Genomic DNA, 16,804 nt, shown 5'->3' with positions numbered 1-16,804 from the left:
CCCCTCCCCCGGCGCCGTCGACCTCGCCTGGACCGCCCCCGACACCGGCCGGCCCACCGAGGCGTACGAACTGCACGTCAACGGCAAGCCCGTCACCGTCATCCAATTCGGTGCAGGTGCGGTGCCGGCCGGACAGGCGGCGCACCGCCTCACCGTCACCGAGCCGCCGGGCACCGTGTGGGAACTGCGGCTGCGCGCCCGGCTGCCGGACGGCACCTGGGGCGCCTTCTCCGAGCGCCGGCGCATCGTACTGGCGGGATGAACGGCCCGGAGGGACATCGGCGAGGTGACAGCGATCCGGGCGTAACGGCACGTCGGATCGCGAAGATCACGCACAATACTCCCGTGTTCGGAGAGTACTCGTTCAACAACAGACCGGCGGATTCCGCGGACGGCGACCCCGGTCCCGCAGCCTCCGCACCACCGGGGAACCTCCCGCCGGAGCCCGCCGGCTTCATCGGCCGGGAGGAGGAACTCACCGCGTTACACCTCCTGTTGCACACCCGCCGGCTCGTCACGCTCACCGGCGTCGGCGGCGTCGGCAAGTCCCGGCTCGCCCTGAGCGCCGCCTCCCACCCGGAACAGGCCCGCCCCGACGGCGTCTGGTGGGTGGACCTCTCGCCGCTGCGCGACCCCGCACTGCTCACCATGACCGTCGCCCACGCCGTGGGACTCGCCGACCACTCCGCACGCCCCCTCGACGAGGAACTGTGCGCCTGGATGGCCGACAAGGAGCTGCTCCTCGTCCTCGACACCTGCGAGCACATGGTGGCCGACTGCCGCCACCTCGCCGGCGAACTCCTGCAGTCCGCCCCGGACCTGACCGTCCTCGTCACCTCCCGCGAACCGCTGGGCAGCCCCTGCGAGAAGGTCGTCGAGCTGTCCCCGCTGCCCTGCGAGGGCTCCGACAGCGACGCCCTCGCCCTCTTCCGCGACCGCGCCCTGGCCGCCTCCCCGCGCACGGCCGCCGTCTTCGACGACCCCGCCCGGACGGCCCTCGCCGCCGAGGTGTGCCGCCGCCTCGACGGCATCCCCCTCGCCCTGGAGCTCGCCGGGGCCCGCCTGCGGACGTGGCCGCTGGAGCGGATGGCGCAGCGCCTCGGCGACCGCTTCGAGGTGCTGGCCGACTCCGGCGGCCGGCCCGGACGGCCGCCCCGCCACCGCACGATGCGGACGGCGATCGGGTGGAGCCACGAGCTGTGCGAACCGCTGGAGCGGCTGCTGTGGGCCCGGCTGTCCGTCTTCACCGGCGACTTCGACGTGGCGGCCGCGCGGGCCGTCTGCTCGGGCGGCCCGCTCTCCGCTGCCCGTGTCGAGCGGGTGCTCTCCGGGCTCGTCGCCAAGTCCGTGGTGCGCCGGCTGCAGGAGCGGGGCGCGGGGGCCCGCTACCGGATGCTGGATTCGATCCGCGAGTACGGCCACGACTGGCTGGGCGAGCTCGGCGAGGTGCGGGCGGTCGCCGACCGGCACGCGCACTGGTACGCCGCGCTCTCCCGGGCGGCCGACCGCGGCTGGATCGGCCCGCGGCAGGTCGACTGGTACCGCAGGATGACCGCCGAGCACCCCCAGCTGCGGACGGCGCTGGAGCACCTGCTCGGCACCGACCCCGCGGCGGCCCTGGAGATGGCGGGGGCGCTGTGGTTCTTCTGGTTCTCCTGCGGGCACGTCCACGAGGGCCGCGGCTTCCTGGAGCGGGCCCTGGAGGAGGGCCCGCCCGCGGGACCGGACCGCGCCCAGGCGCTGTGGGCCCTCGGGCTGACCGCCCTGCTGCAGGGCGACATGGACACGGCACGGCGGCTCGGCGAGGAGTGCACGCGCCTGGCGGACGGGGTGCAGGACCCGGAGCGGGCTCTGCGGGCCGCCCACCTGTACGCGGCGGCTCTGATGCTGCCCGGCGACCCGCGGCGGGCCCTGGAGCTCGCCGGGCCGCGGGCCCGGGCCGGGCACGGGGGGCCGCAGGACGGGCCGGGCCGGCTGCTGTGCCGGCTGGTCACCGGGTACGCCCTGTGCGACCTGCGCCGGTACGAGGAGGCGGCCGAGGAGGCGCGCGGCCTGCGCGAGGCGTGCGCCGACCTCGACGAGCGCTGGCTGCGGGCATACGCGGACTACGTCCTCGCCGTCGCGGCGTTCGGGCTCGGCCACCCGGAGGAGGCCGCCCGGCACGTGCGGGCCATGCTGTCGGGGAAGCGGCTGCTGGGCGACCGCATCGGGATCGCGCTGGGCCTGGACCTGCTCGCGGCGGCGGTGGCGGCGCTCGGCGACGGCGAGCTCGCGGCCCGGCTGCTCGGCGCGGGACACGCCTGGTGGCGGACGGTGGGGCGGCCCCAGATGGGCTCACCCTCGCTGACGGCCCTGCGCGAGCAGGGCGAGCGGCAGGCACGGGCGGCGATCGGCGACGCGGCCTACGAGAGCGCCTTCCTGGGAGGCGCGGCGGCTCCCACCGGCTGACCGGCAGCCGGCGGGAGCCGGAGGCACTGCTGCGGACGTGCTGCCGAGGGGGCTCCCGTCAGTACGGGAGCGGTCTTCCCGACGGCGTGCGCAGGTCCAGGTCTCGGGGGGCGGGCTTCGGGACGGGCTTGCGGATCAGCTGTTGGCGCATGCGGCCTCCTCGCTCAGACCAGGGCCGGGCGGCGGGGTCCCACCACGCGGCCGTCGGGGAGCAGTTCGCCGGTGTCGTCGAAGACCAGGAGGCCGTTGCACAGCAGGCTCCAACCCTGTTCGGGGTGGGAGGCCACCACGCGGGCGGCATCGTGGTCTGCGCTGTCGGCGGACGGGCAGGGGGGCTGGTGGGAGCACATGGCGCACCTCCTCGCTGTGTGGCGCGGGAGGCCGGCGGTCACCCGGTCGGTTCCGCGATCCACGGTGGCCGTGAGTATTGCCGATGGCCACCCCCGGACGGAACCCGTTTCGGCCGTCCGGTTCGGGGTGTGTATGCCCGGCTACGATGCGCTCATGCCCGGTATCCGCATCGTTCACCGTACGCGTCTGCCGCCCGGCGAGGCCTGGCGGCGGCTCACCGACTGGGAGCGGCACGGCACGCAGGTCCCGCTGACCCGGACGACCGTCGAGACGCCGCCGCCGACCGGGGTCGGCACCCGCTTCACGGCGCGCACCGGAGTGGGCCGGCTCACGTTCGACGACCCGATGGAAGTCGTGTCGTGGCGGCCCCCGTCGGACGGGCGGGAGGGGACCGTCCGGCTGGTGAAGCGCGGTCGGGTGGTCCTCGGGTGGGCGGAGATCGAGGTGCGCCCCATGGAGGGCGGCGGGGCCGAGGTGCTGTGGCGCGAGGACCTGCGGGTGCGGGGGTTCGGCCGGCCGTTCGACCCGCTGGTCGCGGCGGCCGGGCGGCTGCTGTTCGGGCGCGCGCTCGTCCGTTTGCTGCGTACCTGACATTCCGGGCTAGGGTTCCGTGATCACCGCTTCCGGCGGCCGCCGCAGCACCGAGGAGGAACCCGTGGCCACTCCGCCCCCGCAGCACGGCGCAGGCCCGTACGCGCAGCACGGGCCGCCGTACGGCTCCTACGTCCCGCGGCAGGGGCAGGGCCCGTACCCGCCGGTGCCCGGGCCGCCCCCGGTGGCGCCGCAGGGCCCGTACGGGATGCCCGTCGGCCCGGCGGGGGTGCCCGACTGCCGGATGTGCGGCTCGGTGCCCGCGGTGCACGGGACGGTGCGCGGACACCAGGGCATGGTCGTGCTGATGCGCTTCCTGCGCACGGAGGGGCCGCTGTGCCGCGACTGCGGGCTCGCCACCTACCGCCGGATGCAGTCGGACACCCTCTGGCAGGGCTGGTGGGGGCCCCTGTCGCTGTTCGCCGCCCCGGTGACCCTGCTGATGAACCTGGGCCCCCGGGCGGCCTACTACCGGCTTCCGCCCCCGGCGAACGGCATCCTGCGGCCACTGGACCCGGGGAAGCCGCTGTGGCGCCGTCCGCCGGCCCTGCTCGTGCTCGCCGCGGTCGTGCTGGTGTCGTTCGCGCTGCCGACGCTGATCGTCGTCGGCCTGCTGGCCGGCGGCGGCGGGATGCCGCAGCCGCTGGCCACGGGCCAGTGCGTGCGCAACGTCGGCGACTGGAAGGAGCAGAAGCTGCTGGTCGTGGACTGCTCCTCGCCCGACGCCCAGTACCGGGTCCAGCCGGCCCCCTGCGCGGGCGGCGACTACATCGCCGCCCTGGAGTACACCCCGGAGGACGGCTCCCTGCGCTGCCTGCGGCCGCTGGACCGGCCGACCCGCTAGCGGATCGGCATGCCGGAGAGGGTGCGGGCGATGACCAGGCGCTGGATCTCGCTCGTGCCCTCGAAGATGGTGTAGATGGCGGCGTCGCGGTGCATCCGCTCCACCGGGTACTCGCGGGTGTAGCCGTTGCCGCCGAGGATCTGCACGGCCTGGGCGGTGACCTTCTTGGCGACCTCGCTCGCGTACAGCTTCGACATGGAGCCCTCCGCGGAGGTGAACGGCCGCCCGGCGACCGCCATCCAGGAGGCTCGCCAGACCAGCAGGCGGGCCGCGTCGATCTGCGTGCGCATGTCGGCCAGCTGGAAGGCGACGCCCTGGTTGTCGATGATCGGCCGGCCGAACTGGGTGCGGGTCTTCGCGTAGTCGAGGGCGACCTCGTAGGCCGCGCGGGCGGTGCCCACCGCCATGGCGCCGACGGCGGGGCGGGAGGCCTCGAAGGTGGCCATGGCGGCGTTCTTGACGCGCTCGCCGCCGGCCCGGGCGCTCTCGCGGGCCCGGGCGAGCCGCTCGTCGAGCTTCTCCTTGCCGCCGAGCAGGCAGGACCCGGGGACCCGCACGTCCTCCAGGACGACCTCGGCGGTGTGGGAGGCGCGGATGCCGTGCTTCTTGAACTTCTGGCCCTGGGAGAGGCCGGGGGTGCCGGGCGGGACGATGAAGGAGGCGTGCCCCTTGGTGCCGAGGCCGGGATCGACAACGGCGACGACGATGTGGACGTTGGCGATGCCGCCGTTGGTGGCCCAGGTCTTCGTCCCGTTCAGGACCCACTCGTCCTTGGCCTGGTCGTATACGGCCCGGGTGCGCATGGAGCCGACATCGGAGCCGGCATCGGGCTCGGAGGAGCAGAAAGCGGCGACCTTCACGTCGTCGGGGGTGCCGTACATCTGCGGGATCCAGGTGCCGATCTGCTCCTCGGTGCCGTTGGCGAGGACGCCGATGGCGGCGAGGCCCGTGCCGACGATCGACAGGGCGATGCCCGCGTCGCCCCAGAACAGCTCCTCCATGGCCATCGGGACGCCGAGGCCGGTGGGGTCGAAGAACTGCTGGGCGTAGAAGTCGAGGGAGTAGATGCCGACCTTGGCGGCCTCCTGGATGACGGGCCAGGGCGTCTCCTCCCGCTCGTCCCACTCGGCGGCGGCGGGCCGGATGACGTCGGCGGCGAAGCCGTGGATCCAGTCCCGGACCTGCCTCTGGTCCTCGTTGAGCTCCATGGTGAACTCCGCCATGTCCCCTCCAACAACGCGCCCGCCAGTGCGTTACTGGCGGTAACCTCTACGGTGGCCACAGTCTGTTACCGGTGAGTAGTCAGTGTCAAGCGCGGACCGTCCCCCACCGGCCGGTTCATCTGCCGAGGTGCCCGGGGTGTTACGTTGCGTGGGCGTCACGCACCATCGCAAGGGCGGGGAGAGAACACGTCATGGACACCACGCAGCAGGCCGGCGAACCGGGCACGGCCGAACGCCGCCGCCGGGAGCTGCTCGAAGCGGCCGACCGCGTCGTCCTCAGGGACGGCCCCAAGGCGTCCATGAACGCCATCGCCGCCGAGGCCGGCATCACCAAGCCGATCCTCTACCGGCACTTCGGCGACAAGGCCGGTCTCTACCAGGCCCTCGCCGTACGGCACACCGACGCCCTGCTCGGCTCGCTGCGGGCGGCGCTCGACGCGCCCGCCGAGCGCCGCCGCCGGGTGGAGTCCACCCTGCACACCTACCTCGCGGCGATCGAGGCCCGCCCGCAGGTCTACCGCTTCCTGATGCATCCGACCGAGGACTCGCACGGCGCCGACACCGGCTTCGACGTCGGCCGGCACTCCGCCCCCCTCCTGCGCCGGCTCGGCGAGGAGCTGGCCGAGGTGATCAGCGAGCGCGTGGACCTCGGCCCCGGCGGCGAGCGGCTGGCCCGCATCTGGGGGCACGGGATCGTCGGCATGATGCACGCGGCCGGCGACTGGTGGCTCGGCGAACGCCCGTGCACGCGCGAGGAGTTGGTCTCGGGCCTGACCGACCTGCTGTGGGGCCGGCTGGCCACCGCCGGCGACCGGCCGGACGGCCCCGGCTTCTAGGCCGCCTCAGGCCGCACACCGGGCGTGCCCGGCCGGTGCGCGGCCCGCCCCGGGGTCAGCGCCCCAGCGCGTGCAGGCCGCGGGCGCCCCAGGGCGTCCTGCGGATCGCCCGCCGCAGCCGGCGGCCCCGCATCCCGGCCACCCGCTGCGCGTACACGGTGCCGTCGAGGTGGTCGCACTCGTGCTGGAGGCAGCGGGCGAAGAACCCGGTGCCGGTGATCCGCACCGGGTCCCCGTCCGCGGTGGTCCCCTCGACGACCGCCCGGTCGAAGCGGGGCGTGCCGGCCTCCAGGCCGGGGAGGGAGAGGCAGCCCTCGGGGCCGAGGTACTCGTCGCCTCCGGCCTCGACGAGGCGCGGGTTGACGACGTGGCCCACGTGCCGGACGTCCTCGTCGTCGGGGCAGTCGTAGACGAACACCCGCAGCCCCACGCCGATCTGGTTCGCGGCCAGGCCGACGCCCTCGGCGGCGTACATGGTGGCGAACATGTCCTCGACCAGCGCGCCGAGGTCGGGGCCGAAATCGGTCACCTCCGCGCACGGCGAGTGGAGCACCGGATCGCCCAGGATGCTCATGGTGCGGACGGTGCCCGAAGTCCCGGGGATGACGCGCTGTCGCATGGCCGTAAGCCTACGACGGGCGAATATATGAGGAGATCCGCGGCTGTCCGGGGGCGCCGCGGTCAGGGCCCCGGCCGGTACTGGATAGGCTGGGGCCGGTCGACGCAAGGAGGACTAGGGACGATGGCAGGCAACACAGAGCCGCTTTCGCCGCGCGCCAAACTGGCCGTGACGGCGGGCAGGGCCGCGGCGGCGGTGTCGCGGGCCGCGGGGCGCGGAAGCGGATCGGTGATCGGCGGCAAGGTCGCACTCAAACTTGACCCCGACCTCCTCGGAGCACTCGCGCAGCACCTCGACGTCGTCCTCGTCTCCGCCACCAACGGCAAGACCACGACGACGCGCCTGATCGCGGAGGCCCTGCGGGCCAGCGGGCCGGTGGTCTCCAACGCCCTCGGGGCGAACATGCCGGCCGGCATCACCTCCGCCCTCGCGGGCGGCTCGGACGCCAAGTACGGCGTCATCGAGGTGGACGAGAAGTACCTGGCGGGAGTCGCCCGGGACGTCACCCCGAAGGCGATCGCGCTGCTGAACCTCTCGCGCGACCAGCTGGACCGCGCCGCCGAGACCCGCATGCTCGCGGAGAAGTGGCGCGAGGGCCTGGCCGGCTCCAAGGCGGTCATCGTCGCCAACTGTGACGACCCGCTGATCGTGTGGTCGGCCTCCTCCTCCCAGAACGTGGTGTGGGTGGCCGCCGGCCAGGAGTGGAAGGACGACGCCTGGTCGTGCCCCTCCTGCGGCGGCGTGATGCAGCGGCCCGGGGACGACTGGTTCTGCGGCGAGTGCGGCTTCCGCCGGCCCGCCCCGAGCTGGGTGCTCTCCGGCGACCACGTCCTCGACCCGCACGGCTCGGCGTGGCCGATCAGCCTCCAGCTGCCGGGCCGCGCCAACAAGGCGAACGCGGCCACCTCGGCCGCCGTGGCCGCCGTCTTCGGTGTGCCGCCGCAGGTCGCGCTGGAGCGGATGTACCAGGTGCAGGCGGTCGCCGGCCGGTACGACGTGGTGCGGTTCCAGGACCGTGAGCTGCGGCTGCTGCTCGCCAAGAACCCGGCGGGCTGGCTCGAAACGTTTTCGCTGATCGACCAGCCGCCCGCCCCGGTGATCCTCTCGGTCAACGCCCGCGGCGCCGACGGCACGGACACCTCGTGGCTGTGGGACGTGGACTACCCGCGCCTCGCCGGCCACCCGATCTTCGTGATCGGCGACCGGCGGCTCGACCTGGCCGTCCGCCTCGAGGTCGCCGGGCTGGACTTCCGGGTCTGCGAGACGCTCGACGAGGCCGTGCAGCTCGCCCCGCCCGGCCAGATCGAGCTGATCGCCAACTACACCGCCTTCCAGGACGTGCGCCGCCGCGTCGGCAACTAGCCACCCATAGAGGACAAGAGCATGAGCGACAACAGCCTGCGCCTGGTGTGGGTCTACCCCGACCTGCTCAGCACGTACGGAGACCAGGGCAACGTTCTCGTGGTGGAGCGCCGGGCGCGCCGGCGCGGCCTGGACGTGCAGCGCGTGGACGTGCGCAGCGACCAGCCGATCCCGACCTCGGGCGACATCTACCTGATCGGCGGCGGCGAGGACCGCCCGCAGCGGCTCGCCGCCGAGCGCCTGGTGCGCGACGGCGGCCTGGAGCGGGCCGTCTCGAACGGGGCGATCGTGTTCTCCGTGTGCGCCGGCTACCAGATCCTGGGCAACGAGTTCGTCAACGACATGGGCGAGCGGCAGCAGGGCCTCGGCCTGCTGGACGTCGTCACCGTCCGCGGCGAGGGCGAGCGCTGCGTCGGCGACGTCCTCGCGGACATCGACCCTCAGCTCGGCCTGCCGCAGCTGACGGGCTTCGAGAACCACCAGGGCGTCACGCACCTCGGCCCCGGCGCCAAGGCGTTCGCCCGCACCCGCCTGGGCCGCGGCAACGGCACGGGCGACGGCACCGAGGGCGCGTACAACGAAACGGTGTTCGGCACGTACATGCACGGCCCCGTCATGGCGCGCAACCCGCTCATCGCGGACCTGCTGCTGAAGCTGGCCCTCGACGTGAACGCGCTGCCGCCCATCGACGACCGCTGGTACGACGCGCTGCGCGCGGAGCGCATCGCCGCGGCCACGCAGCCCGCGTGACCCCGGCGGCGTAACCCCGGGTACGCCCGGCGTTCGGCCCGGATTCCCCTCGGGGGTCCGGGCCGATGTGCGTTCGCACGAGGAACCCGACCGTCATGCGGACGATGGTTCAGTCCGGTGCCGATCCGCTAGTAGGGTGACGGGTAGTTCCAACCGGACGACGTGGTCCGGTCGTCGGCCCACGTTGCAAAGGTCTTCCTGCCATGCGCATTGGTGTGCTCACTTCCGGTGGCGACTGCCCCGGCCTCAACGCCGTCATCCGCTCCGTCGTGCACCGCGCCGTCGTCGACCACGGCGACGAGGTCATCGGCTTCCACGACGGCTGGCGCGGGCTCCTTGAGGCGGACTACCGCAAGCTCGACCTCGATGCGGTGGCCGGCATCCTCGCCCGCGGCGGCACCATCCTCGGCTCCTCCCGCGTCCAGCCCGCGCACCTGCGCGACGGCGTGGAGCGGGCCCGCGGACACGTCGCGGACCTCGGCCTGGACGCCATCATCCCGATCGGCGGCGAGGGCACGCTGAAGGCGGCGAACCTGCTCTCGCAGGGCGGCCTGCCGATCGTGGGCGTGCCGAAGACCATCGACAACGACATCGCCTCGACGGACGTCACCTTCGGCTTCGACACGGCCGTCGGCGTCGCCACGGAGGCGCTGGACCGGCTGAAGACGACCGCCGAGTCCCACCAGCGCGTGATGGTCGTGGAGGTCATGGGCCGCCACACCGGCTGGATCGCCCTGCACTCGGGCATGGCGGCCGGCGCACACGCCATCGTCGTGCCGGAGCGGCCGTTCGACATCGAGGAGCTGGCCGGGATCGTCGGCGAGCGCTTCTCCGCGGGCAAGCGGTTCGCGATCGTCGTCGTCGCCGAGGGCGCGAAGCCGCGGCCGGGCACCATGGAGTACGCGGAGGGCGGCACCGACCAGTACGGCCACGAGCGCTTCGCCGGCATCGGCAACATCCTGGCGGTGGAGCTGGAGCGCCGCCTGGGCAAGGAGGCCCGCCCGGTCATCCTGGGCCACGTCCAGCGCGGCGGCACCCCGACCGCGTACGACCGGGTGCTGGCCACCCGCTTCGGCTGGCACGCGGTGGAGGCGGCGCACCGCGGCGAGTTCGGGATGCTGACCGCGCTGCGCGGCACGGAGATCGAGATGGTGCCGCTCGCCCGTGCGGTGGAGAGCCTGAAGACGGTCCCGGCGGAGCGCTACGCCGAGGCGCAGACGGTTCTGTGACCTTTCTCCCCTTCTGTCGCCGCCCCCGGACGCAAGCGCGTACGGGGGCGGCACTACTGTGGTGGGGCACCACGGTCAAGGGAGTGAACAGATGGATCACAGCGGTCACGGCTCGGGCATGCACACGCACATGGACCTGCCGCCGTTCACGCTGGGCCGTGCTCTGGAGTTCTCCTTCGACGCGTTCTTCCTGATCGGCTCGCTCGTCGGCCTCGGCCTCTACCTGTGGGGTGTGGTGCGGCTCAAGCGGCGCGGGGACGCCTGGCCCGCGGGGCGGATCGTCGCCTTCTGCGCGGGCGTGCTGAGCGTGGCGCTGATGATGTGCACCAAGCTCAACGACTACGGCATGGTCATGTTCAGCGTGCACATGGTGCAGCACATGGTGATCAGCATGCTGTCGCCGATCCTGCTGCTGCTGGGCGCCCCGGTGACGCTCGCGCTCCGCGCGCTTCCGCCCGCCGGCCGCGGCCGCAAGGGCCCGCGGGAGCTGCTGCTGGCGCTGCTGCACAGCCGCTACATGCGGGTGGTCACCCACCCGGCGTTCACCATCCCCATGTTCATCGCCAGCCTCTACGCCCTGTACTTCACGCCGCTCTTCGACTTCCTGATGGAGAGCAAGCCCGGGCACATCGGGATGATGGTCCACTTCCTGGCCGTCGGCCTGGTGTTCTTCTGGCCGATCATGGGCGTGGACCCGGGCCCGCACCGGCCCGGCTACGTGATGCGCATGCTGGAGCTCTTCGCCGGGATGCCGTTCCACGCCTTCTTCGGCATCGCGCTGATGATGGCGAGCGAGCCGATGATCGGGACCTACAGCAACCCGCCGGCCTCGCTCGGCATCGACCCCCTGCTCGACCAGCAGTGGGGCGGCGGCATCGCCTGGGCCTTCAGCGAGATCCCCTCGGTGCTGGTGCTGATCGCCCTGATGTACCAGTGGTACCACTCCGAGCAGCGGGCGGCGAAGCGCTCCGACCGGGCCGCGGACCGCGACGGCGACGCCGAGCTGGAGGCGTACAACGCGTATCTGGCGTCGCTTCGCGCGCGTCAGTAGCGCGCGGGCGCCTCCGCGCGCCACCATGGGGCATGACCGGTTCCGTCAAGGCGATGGCCGTCATGACCTTCGCCGCCCTCGTGGCCGTCGCCACCTATTCCGTGGCCCTCGGCAGCAACGGCTGGCTGTGGTTCGGCTGGGTCGTCCTGGGGCTCCTCACCGCGGCGATGGGCGCGTCCCGCAGCGGCTGAGGGCGCCCGCGCACCGCGGCCCGGGCCGGTTTCCGGCCTGCCGGCCGCCGCCGTGCCGCGGCACTGCCGCGCTGCCGCGCCGTCCCGGGCGCCCGTCCGTCCGTACGATGGCGGTGACGACGGGACGGGGCGACGGGAGCTGCCGGTGTTCTACCTCTTGCTCAAGCACGTGTTCCTGGGGCCGCTGCTGCGGCTGCTGTTCCGGCCGCGGATCGAGGGGCTGGAGTACGTCCCGGACGAGGGGGCGGCGATCGTCGCGGGCAACCACCTGTCCTTCTCCGACCACTTCCTCATGCCCGCGGTCCTCCGGCGGCGGATCACCTTCCTCGCGAAGGCCGAGTACTTCACGGGGCCCGGGCTGAAGGGCCGGCTGACCGCCTTCTTCTTCCGCAGCGCCGGCCAGATCCCCGTCGACCGGTCGGGCAAGGAGGCCGGCCGGGCCGCGCTGCGCGAGGGCCTGGAGGTGCTCTCCCGCGGCGAGCTGCTGGGGATCTACCCCGAGGGCACCCGCTCGCACGACGGGCGGCTGTACAAGGGCAAGGTCGGGGTGGCGGCGATGGCGCTGGGCGCGGGGGTGCCCGTGGTGCCGTGCGCGATGGTCGGCACGTTCGAGGTGCAGCCGCCGGGCCGGAAGATCCCGAGGATCCGGCGGGTCACCATCCGCTTCGGCCGGCCGCTGGACTTCTCGCGGTACGCCGGGATGGAGGGCGAGCGGGCGGTGCTGCGCGCCGTCACCGACGAGATCATGTACGCGATCCTGGAGATGTCGGGCCAGGAGTACGTCGACCGGTACGCCGCCGAGGTGAAGGCGGAGGCGGAGGAGGCGCGGAAGACGGCCCGGCGCAGGACGCGCTGAGCCGTCCTCGGCGCGGGTGCGGCGCCCGCGGCGGCGGGTCTCACCGCCGCCGCGGGGCCGTACCGGGGGTCACCGGACGACGGGCAGCTCCTCGCGGGGCGGGAACTGCGCCGCGGGGTCCTCGGCGAGCGACCGTGCGGCGGCCGGGGCCGGTGCGACCGGGGTGGCGTGCGGGTCGCAGACCACGTCCCGGGCGTCGACCTTCCCGTGCAGCAGGTAGGCGTCGACCCGGGTGTTGATGCAGGGGTTCACCAGGCTCGTCACGCCGTGCGAGCCGGCGGCCCGCTCGGTGATCAGGCGCGAGCCGGCGAGGCGCCGGTGCAGCTCGACCCCGCCCCGGTACGGGGTGGCGGCGTCGCGCTCGGACTGGACGATGAGGACGGGCGGCAGGCCGCGGCGGGCGCCGACCTCGATCGGGGTGTGCTGCTTGGACTTCCATGTCGCGCAGGGCAGGTTCATCCAGGCGTTCGACCAGGTCAGGAACGGGTACTTGGCGTGCAGCGCCGTGTTGTCGCGGTCCCACTTCGTCCAACTCGTGGGCCACTTGGCGTCGGTGCACTCCACGGCCGTGTAGACGGCGTTGCCGTTCTCCGCGGCCGCGTTGCCCCGGACGTCGGACATGTCCGGGGTGATCGCCTCGATCAGCGGCTGCGGGTCGCCCGCGGCCCAGGCGCTGAAGGCCTGCGCGACCGGCACCCAGGAGGAGTCGTAGTAGGGGGCGGCCTGGAAGAAGTTGATGAGTTCGGCCGGGCCGGCGACCCCGCCGAGCGGGTTGGCCTTCGCCTGGGCGCGCAGCTGCTGCCACTTCGCCTCGACCGCGGCGCGGGTCCCGCCGAGGTGGAAGGCCGCGTCGTTCTTGGCGACCCAGTCGAGCCAGTCGTTCCAGCGGGTCTGGAAGGCGACGTCCTGGCCCAGGTTGGCCTCGTACCAGATGTTCTCCCGGGACGGGTCGACCACGCTGTCGACGATCATGCGGCGCACGTGGGTCGGGAACAGGGTCGCGTAGACGCCGCCGAGGTAGGTGCCGTACGAGACGCCGAGGAAGTTCAGCTTCCGCTCGCCGAGGGCGGCGCGGATGACGTCCAGGTCGCGCGCGCTGTTCGGGGTGGTCATGTGCGGCAGCATCTCGCCGCTGCGCTCCTTGCAGCCGTCCGCGTACTCGGCGGCGAGCTTGCGCTGGGCGGTCTTGTCGGCCTCGGTGTCCGGGACCGGGTCGGCCTTGGGGACCCGTACGAACTCCTGCGGGTCGATGCAGGAGATGGGAGCCGAGTGGCCGACGCCGCGCGGGTCGAAGCCCACGAAGTCGTACGCCTTCGCGGTGTTCACCCAGAGCGGCGACTTGGTCGTCGACCTGCGGGGGAAGCGCAGGCCGGAGCCGCCGGGTCCCCCCGGGTTGTAGACGAGGGCGCCCTGGCGCTCCTCCTTGGTGCCGGTGCTGACGGCGCGGTCGACCGCGATGTCGATGGTCTTGCCGAACGGCTTGGCGTAGTCGAGCGGGACCTTGACCCAGCCGCACTGGATCGGGGCGGCGAGGCCCCAGTCGGCCGGGCAGTCCTTCCAGTCGATCCCGGCGCGTGCGGCGCGGGCGGCGGCGATCTCCACGCCGAGCGCCTCCGGAACGGTGCCGCCCCGGGACGGCGCGGCGGAGGCCGGCGGGGCGAGCAGCAGCCCGGCGGCCAGGGCCGCGGTGATGGAGAAGGCGGCGCTCCCCAGCGCCGCTTTGCTTGTCACGTGGTCGTTCCCCCTGCATCGTGCGGCCCGTCCGAGGTCGGCCGGGCCGGGTCGGGTTGGTCGTGCGCGTGCAAGCAGGATCCTTTCGCCTGGAACGCGGCTGACAACAGGTCACGGTCCGGTTCTTTGCCAAGCCGATAACCGGACAGGCGGACACCGCTGAGCGGTACCCCTGCCGTCCCGGATTGTCCCGGCCCTCACCGACCGTACGTACGACACGCCGCATCGAGCACCCGGCGCAGCGCCAGCGCGTCGGGCGCGAGCACCGAGACCAGCACGGCCGGCCCCGCCAGCGGCACCGCCACGGCGTACTCCCCCAGCACCGCCGGTTCGGGCGGCGCCGCGGCGAACTCCGGCTCCACCACGAGGAGCTGACCGACCGCCCGGTGCCCGGCCAGCCCGGCCGGCCCGTCCCAGCCGCCGGGTGCGCCCGGCCCGCAGGCCAGCTCCTGGTCCAGCAGCGGCCGGCCGTCCAGGTCGGCGGTGAGCCGGCTGCGCAGCAGGCCCGGCTCCTCCCCCGTGCGCCCCAGCACCTGCTCCTCGCGCAGCACCAGCCGCGCCCCGGCGGCGAGTTCGACACGGGTGTGCACCGCCAAGTCGCTGCCGCGGACCGAGACGAGCGGCTCGGGGAGCCAGCGCACCGCGGCCCCCGCGGCGACGGCCAGGCGTACGCCGTACCGGGCGGGCGCGCCGCCCCGGCCGGGCAGGGCGAGCGTGGCGGCCGCCGTGCCCACGGCGAGGCGCGCCCCCGGGCCGGCCTCGGCGTCGACGGCGAGGCTGTCGCCGCCGAGCGGAGCGCTCATCGCGCCGACCAGCATGACGCCGGCCTCGCCACGGGAGCCGGCGCCGCTGCGGACCCGGCGCAGAGCCAGCGGCCCCTCGCCGGCGAGGACGGGCAGGGCGGTGCCGCCGCGGCCGTCGGCGACGGCGCGGATCCGGGCGGTGGCGCGCACGCCCGCCGGCGCCGCGGCGGGCGGCGCGCCGGTCACCGTACGGCCCAGGCCGCGTACTGCTCGCGGACCCACGCGGCGACCGGGGCGACGCCGTCCGCTCCGCGCAGGGACTGGAAGACGACGGGCAGCGGGCCGCGCTGGTCGGCGGCGTCGCGGGCCATCCGGTCCAGGTCGGACCCGACGTGCGGGGCGAGGTCGGTCTTGTTGACGACCAGCAGGTCGGCGGTGGTGACGCCCGGTCCTCCCTTGCGGGGGATGTCGTCGCCGCCGGCCACGTCGATGACGAAGACCTGGGCGTCCACGAGGCCGCGGGAGAAGGTGGCGGTGAGGTTGTCGCCGCCGGACTCGACGAGGATCAGGTCCAGCGGGCCGAGGGCCTCCTCCAGTTCCTCGACGGCCTCCAGGTTGGCGGAGATGTCGTCGCGGATGGCGGTGTGCGGGCAGGCCCCGGTCTCGACCGCGGTGATCCGCTCGGGTGGCAGGACGGCCTCGCGGAGCAGGAACTCGGCGTCCTCGCGCGTGTAGATGTCGTTGGTGACGACGGCCATGGACAGCTCGGCGCGCAGGGCCCGGCACAGCGCGGCCACCGTGGCCGTCTTGCCGGAGCCGACGGGTCCGCCGAGCCCGATGCGCAGGGCGCGGCGGGAGCCGTCCGCACGGAGGGGCCCGGCTCCGTGGGTATGGCGCTCGGGGTAGGCGGTGCCGTGGTCGAGGTGCATACGGGGTCTCCGGGGAGTGGGGCGCGAGGGCGGGAGGAGTCAGGGAGCGTCAGGAGGGGGCAGGAGCGGTCGGGGAGCGTCAGGAAGGGTCAGGAGGCGAAGAGCCGGACCGGCCATGCGGCGTGGGTCTGCGCGGCGATCTCCAGCAGGGGCGAGGAGGAGGCGGGCAGGGCGCCGGGACCTTCGGTCAGCGCGGCGCGGGCGGCCGCCGCGCCCCGGCCGGCCACGGCGTCGGCCTCGCCGGCAAGGCGCGCGAGCACGCCGCTCGCCTCGAACGGGTCGAGGCCGAGGAGCCGCACCGTGGCGGTCGCGGGCCCGCTGATGCTCTCGTACGCCGCCACGTGCGCGGCCTCGGCGGGCCCGAGCCCGGCCGCCCGGGCGGTGGCTCCCAGGACGACGGGCTGGTGGGCGCCGCGCGGGAAGGCCGCGGCCAGCGCGTCGAGTTCGGGGCAGGGCCAGGTGGCGCGGGCGGCGCGCAGGAGCTGCCGGCCGAGGCGGCGGGCCGCGGTGCGCAGGGCGGGCGCGGGGGTGCGGGCGTCGGCGGCCGCGTCGAGGAGAGCGGTTTCGAGGCCGAGGGCGGCGGCAGCGGCGAGACCGGCGGAGGTGAGCCCGGCCGTGTGCAGGCGGCCGCGGCAGAAGTCCTCCAGGGTGGCGGCGTCGCGGATGCGGCCCGCCTTGCAGGCGGCCTCGGCGCCGCCGGAGTGGGCGTGCCCTCCGGCGGGGAACCGGCCGTCGGCGAGGACGAGCAGGGCTGCGGGGCCGCCCATCAGAAGAGGAAGTACCGCTGGGCCATGGGCAGCTCCGCCACGGGCGCGGGTTCGACGGCCTCGCCGTCGATCGTGACGGTGAAGGTGTCGGCGTCCACCTCGACGCGCGGCAGGGCGTCGTTGTTGCGCATGTCGGCCTTGCCCGTCTTGCGGGTGCTGTCGATGGCCGCGAAGCGCTTGCCGAGGCTGAGCCGCTCGGGCAGGCGGTCGTCGATCGCGGCCTGCGCCGTGAAGTTGACCGAGTTCAGGGCGGGGGCGCGGCCGTGGGCGCCGTACATGGGGC

17 protein-coding genes and 2 pseudogenes are annotated in these 16,804 nt (G+C 74.1%); 11 read left to right on the top strand and 8 right to left on the bottom strand.

Going from position 1 to position 16,804, the window contains the following annotated elements:
- A pseudogene (locus EF903_RS34060) lies at positions 1-262 on the top strand (hydrolase); the annotation flags it as partial.
- A gap of 83 nt (positions 263-345) precedes the next feature.
- On the top strand, positions 346-2,448 hold the full coding sequence (locus EF903_RS14615) for an NB-ARC domain-containing protein (RefSeq protein ID WP_185902662.1): 2,103 nt from the start codon (positions 346-348) through the stop codon (positions 2,446-2,448).
- 164 nt (positions 2,449-2,612) lie between these two features.
- On the opposite strand, the gene EF903_RS14610 is transcribed toward EF903_RS14615, so the two are convergent.
- Positions 2,613-2,798, bottom strand: coding sequence for a DUF5999 family protein (locus EF903_RS14610; protein ID WP_125543655.1), 186 nt, complete (start codon positions 2,796-2,798; stop codon positions 2,613-2,615).
- A gap of 154 nt (positions 2,799-2,952) precedes the next feature.
- Between EF903_RS14610 and EF903_RS14605 the strand changes: the two genes are divergently transcribed.
- Positions 2,953-3,390: an SRPBCC family protein gene (locus tag EF903_RS14605; RefSeq protein ID WP_125543654.1), complete on the top strand. Its 438-nt coding sequence runs from the start codon at positions 2,953-2,955 to the stop codon at positions 3,388-3,390.
- A 64-nt stretch (positions 3,391-3,454) separates the two neighbouring features.
- A complete protein-coding gene (locus EF903_RS14600) occupies positions 3,455-4,234 on the top strand; it encodes a hypothetical protein (RefSeq protein ID WP_125543653.1) in 780 nt (259 codons plus the stop codon).
- Here the strand turns inward: EF903_RS14600 and EF903_RS14595 are convergent.
- The gene (locus EF903_RS14595) at positions 4,231-5,457 is read right to left on the bottom strand and encodes an acyl-CoA dehydrogenase family protein (protein ID WP_125543652.1); all 1,227 of its coding nucleotides are present in this window, start codon (positions 5,455-5,457) and stop codon (positions 4,231-4,233) included. The two genes, EF903_RS14600 and EF903_RS14595, sit on opposite strands and share 4 nt — an antisense overlap.
- 191 nt (positions 5,458-5,648) lie before the next feature.
- Between EF903_RS14595 and EF903_RS14590 the strand changes: the two genes are divergently transcribed.
- Positions 5,649-6,293, top strand: a complete 645-nt coding sequence (locus EF903_RS14590; RefSeq protein WP_125543651.1) for a TetR family transcriptional regulator — start codon at positions 5,649-5,651, stop codon at positions 6,291-6,293.
- A gap of 55 nt (positions 6,294-6,348) precedes the next feature.
- On the opposite strand, the gene def is transcribed toward EF903_RS14590, so the two are convergent.
- The gene (gene def, locus EF903_RS14585) at positions 6,349-6,912 is read right to left on the bottom strand and encodes a peptide deformylase (protein WP_125543650.1); all 564 of its coding nucleotides are present in this window, start codon (positions 6,910-6,912) and stop codon (positions 6,349-6,351) included.
- 123 nt (positions 6,913-7,035) lie between these two features.
- On the opposite strand from def, the gene EF903_RS14580 reads away from it, so the two are divergent.
- The 6 genes from EF903_RS14580 (at position 7,036) to EF903_RS14560 (ending at position 12,351) form a co-directional block, all read left to right on the top strand.
- Complete coding sequence (locus tag EF903_RS14580) at positions 7,036-8,274, top strand: MurT ligase domain-containing protein (RefSeq protein ID WP_125543649.1); 1,239 nt, start codon at positions 7,036-7,038, stop codon at positions 8,272-8,274.
- A gap of 21 nt (positions 8,275-8,295) precedes the next feature.
- A complete protein-coding gene (locus EF903_RS14575) occupies positions 8,296-9,024 on the top strand; it encodes a type 1 glutamine amidotransferase (RefSeq protein WP_114056547.1) in 729 nt (242 codons plus the stop codon).
- 203 nt (positions 9,025-9,227) lie between these two features.
- Positions 9,228-10,253, top strand: a complete 1,026-nt coding sequence (locus tag EF903_RS14570) for a 6-phosphofructokinase (protein WP_125543648.1) — start codon at positions 9,228-9,230, stop codon at positions 10,251-10,253.
- A gap of 91 nt (positions 10,254-10,344) precedes the next feature.
- The gene (locus EF903_RS14565; protein WP_125543647.1) at positions 10,345-11,304 is read left to right on the top strand and encodes a cytochrome c oxidase assembly protein; all 960 of its coding nucleotides are present in this window, start codon (positions 10,345-10,347) and stop codon (positions 11,302-11,304) included.
- A gap of 32 nt (positions 11,305-11,336) precedes the next feature.
- Positions 11,337-11,495, top strand: a complete 159-nt coding sequence (locus tag EF903_RS34055; RefSeq protein ID WP_185902661.1) for a hypothetical protein — start codon at positions 11,337-11,339, stop codon at positions 11,493-11,495.
- A 145-nt stretch (positions 11,496-11,640) separates the two neighbouring features.
- On the top strand, positions 11,641-12,351 hold the full coding sequence (locus EF903_RS14560) for a 1-acyl-sn-glycerol-3-phosphate acyltransferase (protein WP_125543646.1): 711 nt from the start codon (positions 11,641-11,643) through the stop codon (positions 12,349-12,351).
- A gap of 69 nt (positions 12,352-12,420) precedes the next feature.
- Here EF903_RS14560 and EF903_RS14555 read toward each other — a convergent pair whose 3' ends face one another.
- From EF903_RS14555 to ureC, 5 genes and pseudogenes are all read right to left on the bottom strand, one after another.
- Positions 12,421-14,082, bottom strand: coding sequence for an alpha/beta hydrolase (locus EF903_RS14555; protein ID WP_125543645.1), 1,662 nt, complete (start codon positions 14,080-14,082; stop codon positions 12,421-12,423).
- Positions 14,083-14,279: 197 nt separating this feature from the next.
- On the bottom strand, positions 14,280-15,071 hold the full coding sequence (locus EF903_RS14550; RefSeq protein WP_260615293.1) for an urease accessory protein UreD: 792 nt from the start codon (positions 15,069-15,071) through the stop codon (positions 14,280-14,282).
- Positions 15,068-15,754 carry an urease accessory protein UreG gene (ureG, locus tag EF903_RS14545; RefSeq protein WP_125543644.1) on the bottom strand — a complete coding sequence of 229 codons (687 nt, stop codon included), beginning with the start codon at positions 15,752-15,754 and terminating at the stop codon, positions 15,068-15,070. The genes EF903_RS14550 and ureG overlap by 4 nt, the downstream gene beginning before the upstream one ends.
- An 89-nt stretch (positions 15,755-15,843) precedes the next feature.
- Positions 15,844-16,521, bottom strand: a complete 678-nt coding sequence (locus EF903_RS14540; RefSeq protein WP_125543643.1) for an urease accessory protein UreF — start codon at positions 16,519-16,521, stop codon at positions 15,844-15,846.
- Positions 16,521-16,804: pseudogene (gene ureC / locus EF903_RS14535) on the bottom strand (urease subunit alpha); the annotation flags it as partial. The pseudogene ureC and the gene EF903_RS14540, both read right to left, overlap by 1 nt.

It is taken from the genome of Streptomyces sp. WAC05292, from assembly GCF_003949955.1.
In the GTDB taxonomy this organism is placed as follows: Bacteria; Actinomycetota; Actinomycetes; order Streptomycetales; family Streptomycetaceae; genus Streptomyces; species Streptomyces globosus.
Note: the sequence above shows the minus strand (reverse complement) of the source record. Positions and strands in the feature narration are given on the sequence as shown.